Raw genomic sequence first — 4,672 nt, forward strand, 5'->3', positions numbered from 1 at the left:
CAGAATTACCTGGACGAGTTTTGTTACAAGCTCAACAGAAGATACTTCGGTCAAAAACTCTTTGACAGACTCATCATTGCTTCGATTTAATCATACTGGCAAGATTGCGGATATACATATAATTTTAAAAAGTAAAGGCTGAATTTTTGAAAAATTCAGCCTTTTTTATTTTTAATAGCTTTATACAAGTTTTCTCAAATAGTCGCCATAGCCACTTTTACCAAGCTTTTCTGCAGACTTGAGTAATTTTTCTTTTCCAATAAATCCATTTCGATAGGCAATCTCTTCAATACATCCAATCTTCAAACCCTGACGTTCTTCGATTACTTCAACAAACTGAGCCGCCTGCAAAAGTGATTGATGAGTTCCTGTATCCAGCCAAGCTGTTCCACGGTTCAAGATAGCAACCTGAAGTTTTCCTCTTTTTAAATATTCGTTGTTTATGTCAGTGATTTCAAGTTCACCTCTCGGACTTGGTTTAATATTTTTAGCAATTTCGACCACCTCATTGTCATAGAAATATAAGCCGGGTACAGCATAGTTAGATTTTGGATTACTTGGTTTCTCCTCAATGCTGATCGCTATTTGGTTTTCATCAAATGCAACTACCCCATACCGCTCAGGATCATTCACATGATAGGCAAAAACAACTCCTCCATCTGGATTAGTGTTTTCCAGAAGTGTCTTATGTAATCCAGAACCATAGAAGATATTATCTCCCAGGATTAAAGCCACTTTTTCTTTACCAATAAAATCAGCCCCAATTATAAATGCCTGAGCCAAGCCATCAGGGCTAGGTTGAACTGCATATTCAAACTGACAGCCTAACTGAGATCCATCGCCCAGAAGTTTTTGAAAAGCCTCAGAATCTTCTGGCGTGGTGATAATTAAGACTTCTTTGATTCCTGCCATCATCAAAACCGAAAGCGGATAATAAATCATCGGCTTGTCATAGACCGGCATCAATTGCTTACTAACGGAAATTGTCAAAGGATAAAGCCTCGTACCGGATCCTCCGGCTAAAATAATTCCTTTCATAAAAAAACAGTATTACTAAATTTTGAAGATGCCAAAATTACAATTCCTTCGAGAGATAAAAAAGGAATTAATCTTTGTTAAGCTGTTTGAAACTTATTTTTGAGGTTCCAAGGAGTATATTGTGGCAAAAAAAAGAGCAATGATTCCTTTTAACAGAATTTTCATCCTATTCCTTTCTTTGTTGGCTATCAGTTGTAATCCTGATAACCCTATTGTATTTCAAGATTCCTCTGGAGAAAAATATAGACCTGAATATCACTTCACTCCTCCGGCAGGCTGGATGAATGATCCCAATGGTTTGGTTTACCTAGATGGGGAATATCACCTTTTTTACCAGTATTATCCTGACACTACAGTTTGGGGTCCCATGCATTGGGGACATGCTGTTTCCAATGATCTTGTTAATTGGGAGAACTTGCCTATAGCTTTAGAGCCTGATTCTTTGGGTTATATATTTTCAGGAAGTGCGGTGATCGATATAGACAATAGCTCAGGATTTGGGTCATTAGACAATCCTCCTATGGTTGCTATTTTTACATATCACGACATGAACGCTGAGCGATCTGGAGCAAAAGATTATCAAAGTCAAGGAATCGCATATTCACTCGACAAAGGGAGAACTTGGACAAAGTATCAGGAAAATCCAGTCCTTCCCAACCAAGGAATCAAAGATTTTCGAGACCCGAAAGTTTCGAGAATTACAGATTCAGATGGTAATCAGTTATGGATGATGACATTAGCTGTCTTGGATCGAATCCAATTCTATTCATCTCCTGATTTAATTCATTGGAAGTATGAAAGTGAATTTGGACTGGGAATCGGAGCACATGGAGGAGTTTGGGAATGCCCGGACTTATTACCCTTCACGACAAAAACAGGTGAAACAAAATGGGTTTTACTTGTGAGCATCAATCCAGGTGGCCCTCAAATGGGTTCTGCAACACAATATTTTATTGGAGATTTCCAAAACGGTGTCTTTACTCCCGATGATCAAATGATTCGATGGCTGGATTATGGACCTGATAATTATGCTGGAGTGACTTGGAGCAATCTTCCTGAAGAACAGGATCGAACTATTCTAATTGGTTGGATGAGCAATTGGCTCTATGCGGAAGTAGTTCCAACTGAATCTTGGCGTTCGGCGATGACTATTCCCAGAGAGTTAAGTCTATTTGATGTAGAAGGAACACTTTTGTTGAAGTCTGCTCCTGCGAAAGAAGTGGATCTACTCCGGAAAGCCTCTTATAAACTATCCGATAAAATATCTGCTCTTCCTTCCCAAAGTGTCGAGATCAAAGCTGAAATTGAGAATGATTTTTCAATTCAATTCACCAATGATTTAGGTGAAAAGTTGGCGATTTTCAAAAACGGAGGCCTCATCACCGTGGATCGTTCTTTAGCTGGTCAAAATACTTTCCATCCTGATTTTAGAGCAAGCCATTCTGCGCCGATGAGCTGGAATGCTTACGAAATTCGAATATTTTTGGATGCATCATCAGTCGAAGTATTCCTCAATGATGGCGAATTAGTGATGACTTCACTTATTTTGCCCACTGAATCCTTCAATACTATTCAAGTTTTGAATGGTGTGGAAAATGTAGAAATATTTGATTTGAAAAAATAGAATGAAGCCCCTATTGCAAATCCCATTTTAAATACCTACAATTTGCAGGGTTAAATCTTTTCAATGAAAAAACTGCTGTCACTTTCTATGATTTTGCTAAGCTGGATCATCAGTTTGACTGCAGTTTTATTTTTTCCTGTTCAAACCAAAAGTCATACCCAGCAAACATCGATTTATACCCATATCGATTTAAATGGTAACAATCAGATTTCTGAGGGAATTGAGTTGATTGAAGTTCCAGATTTTAAAGTCGACCAAAAGCTATTTTGTAATTTCATTGAGGAGTTAGGCATTGATTTTCCAAAAGTAGTTAAATCGCATTCATTTAAATTTTCTTCTATCAAAGGCATCCCGCTCTTTGATGTAAAAAGGTTATTTATTCACTTTTTTTATCCCTGGTAGACCAAATTGTTTTTTTAGGCTGATAAATCAGCAAAACTTTAATCACAATTCACCTTAATTCTACCTTAATCATGCAAATAGTAGACATGACAACAATTGTGTTGTCTTCCGTTTTAATCAGTGCTTTCGTGGCACCTTTCGCTTACTATTCATTCAAAAATAAAAAAACAGAAAAATCCCTATCTCATAGTTTCCATGAGTTTGCCAAAGAATATGGTGCCAGCCCAACTGTAGTGGACAAATGGAGGAATCACTATACCATTGGCCTTGATAAAGAGGCTAAAAAGCTTGTGTATTTCAGTTATGGGGATTTTCCACAGCAGGTAATCATCAATCTGGACGAGGTAAAGAAAGTTAGCCTTCAAGAAAAATTCAGGACTGTAACGTCAGGAAATGAAAAGCGAAATATTCTCGAGTTTTTGGCACTTCAATTTCATTTCAAAGATCCGCAGCATTTGGCAAGAACGGTTGAAATCTATGATGGTGATATTTTCACAGACCAAATGGGGGAACGCGTCCTCGCCAAAAAATGGTTGGAAGTTTTAAGCGAGGAAGTAAAATCTTCATAAGGCTGCATAAGCTAATATTTTAGGTTAATTTGATTAAAAAGTGATCATTCTATGATCACTTTTTTTTATGGCTTATTTTTTAATCGCAAAAACAAGGATTTCTGAAAAATGAGCAATTTTGACTATACTGTATTAAAATGAAATTTCATGGAAAATAATAGCTCAGTAAAAGAATATTCGAATGGAGAAGTAACCATTACTTGGGAAGCGTCAAAGTGCATACATTCAGGAAAATGTGTAAGAGGTTTACCATCGGTTTTTGATACTAAAAAAGACCATGGATCAATGTACAAGGTGCTACAACAGAGGAAATGGTCAAGCAGGTTCAGAAATGTCCAAGTGGAGCACTGGGATACTACTTTAAAGATGAAAAAGCAGAAACTGAAAGTATAAGTTCTGAGCAGATTGTGGAGACCATCCCAAATGGCCCCCTGATGGTTTATGGAAATCTTGAGGTAAAATTACCTTCGGGTGAAGTAAAGAAAATGAGCAAAGTTTCCGCCTTTTGTAGATGTGGTGGAAGTCAAAACAAACCATTCTGTGATGGAACTCATAAGAAAATAGATTTTAAAGGATAATTCCAAATGAGAAAAGTATTGGTGCTTTTTGCACATCCTAAATTTGAACATTCTGAAGCCAATCAAGAATTGATCCTCGCAATTTCTGGACTCGAAAACATTCAAATTCAAGATCTCTATGAACTTTATCCTGATTTTGACATCAATATCCAAAAAGAACAAGAACTACTTTTTGAGGCCGAAGTTGTAATCTTTCAACTCTACTTTTTATTTTGTACTCTTTTACGAAAGAAATTGTAGAACCATTGACAACAGCGGGAATTGAATCCCATGGGCAAATTGATAGATTTCTAAGTTTATTATAGGCTTCTTTATTTTTTTTGGAAATGAGATGACAAATAAATGTTCCTAATTGCTTAAATAACTGGACCGGTTTTGTTGCCTAAACTAGGAACAAAATGATCGAAGAACTAATCAAAAATGCACGACTTACCTCGAGTGGTCGTAAGTTGCTTACCTCC

At 36.9% G+C, this 4,672-nt stretch carries 6 protein-coding genes and 1 pseudogene; 6 read left to right on the forward strand and 1 reads right to left on the reverse strand.

All coding sequences use genetic code 11. The features are described 5' to 3' along the window. Nucleotides 1–180: 180 nt before the first annotated feature. A complete protein-coding gene (gene rfbA / locus P8O16_RS09540; protein ID WP_300313805.1) occupies nucleotides 181–1,038 on the reverse strand; it encodes a glucose-1-phosphate thymidylyltransferase RfbA in 858 nt (285 codons plus the stop codon). A 139-nt stretch (nucleotides 1,039–1,177) separates the two neighbouring features. Here rfbA and P8O16_RS09545 point away from each other — a divergent pair, with 139 nt between their 5' ends. From P8O16_RS09545 to P8O16_RS09565, 6 genes and pseudogenes are all read left to right on the forward strand, one after another. After that, nucleotides 1,178–2,662: a glycoside hydrolase family 32 protein gene (locus P8O16_RS09545; protein ID WP_300313808.1), complete on the forward strand. Its 1,485-nt coding sequence runs from the start codon at nucleotides 1,178–1,180 to the stop codon at nucleotides 2,660–2,662. A 63-nt stretch (nucleotides 2,663–2,725) separates the two neighbouring features. Continuing rightward, on the forward strand, nucleotides 2,726–3,064 hold the full coding sequence (locus P8O16_RS09550; protein ID WP_300313811.1) for a hypothetical protein: 339 nt from the start codon (nucleotides 2,726–2,728) through the stop codon (nucleotides 3,062–3,064). A gap of 71 nt (nucleotides 3,065–3,135) precedes the next feature. Further along, nucleotides 3,136–3,633, forward strand: a complete 498-nt coding sequence (locus tag P8O16_RS09555) for a hypothetical protein (RefSeq protein WP_300313814.1) — start codon at nucleotides 3,136–3,138, stop codon at nucleotides 3,631–3,633. Nucleotides 3,634–3,780: 147 nt separating this feature from the next. Beyond that, a pseudogene (locus P8O16_RS20535) lies at nucleotides 3,781–3,932 on the forward strand ((4Fe-4S)-binding protein); the annotation flags it as partial. 12 nt (nucleotides 3,933–3,944) lie between these two features. Then, on the forward strand, nucleotides 3,945–4,211 hold the full coding sequence (locus tag P8O16_RS20540) for a CDGSH iron-sulfur domain-containing protein (RefSeq protein ID WP_367182808.1): 267 nt from the start codon (nucleotides 3,945–3,947) through the stop codon (nucleotides 4,209–4,211). Nucleotides 4,212–4,217: 6 nt separating this feature from the next. Further along, nucleotides 4,218–4,451 (forward strand): NAD(P)H-dependent oxidoreductase, encoded by a 234-nt coding sequence (locus tag P8O16_RS09565; RefSeq protein WP_300313816.1) that lies wholly within the window; start codon nucleotides 4,218–4,220, stop codon nucleotides 4,449–4,451. Nucleotides 4,452–4,672 lie beyond the last annotated feature (221 nt).

This window comes from Algoriphagus sp., assembly GCF_029254265.1.
Classification (GTDB): Bacteria; Bacteroidota; Bacteroidia; order Cytophagales; family Cyclobacteriaceae; genus Algoriphagus.

Bases quoted from the DNA above. Each gene is read 5' to 3' on its own strand.
- rfbA (WP_300313805.1), bottom strand. From the start codon at position 1,038: ATGAAAGGAATTATTTTAGCCGGAGGATCCGGTACGAGGCTTTATCCT.
- P8O16_RS09545 (WP_300313808.1), top strand. From the start codon at position 1,178: ATGATTCCTTTTAACAGAATTTTCATCCTATTCCTTTCTTTGTTGGCT.
- P8O16_RS09550 (WP_300313811.1), top strand. From the start codon at position 2,726: ATGAAAAAACTGCTGTCACTTTCTATGATTTTGCTAAGCTGGATCATC.
- P8O16_RS09555 (WP_300313814.1), top strand. From the start codon at position 3,136: ATGCAAATAGTAGACATGACAACAATTGTGTTGTCTTCCGTTTTAATC.
- P8O16_RS20540 (WP_367182808.1), top strand. From the start codon at position 3,945: ATGGTCAAGCAGGTTCAGAAATGTCCAAGTGGAGCACTGGGATACTAC.
- P8O16_RS09565 (WP_300313816.1), top strand. From the start codon at position 4,218: ATGAGAAAAGTATTGGTGCTTTTTGCACATCCTAAATTTGAACATTCT.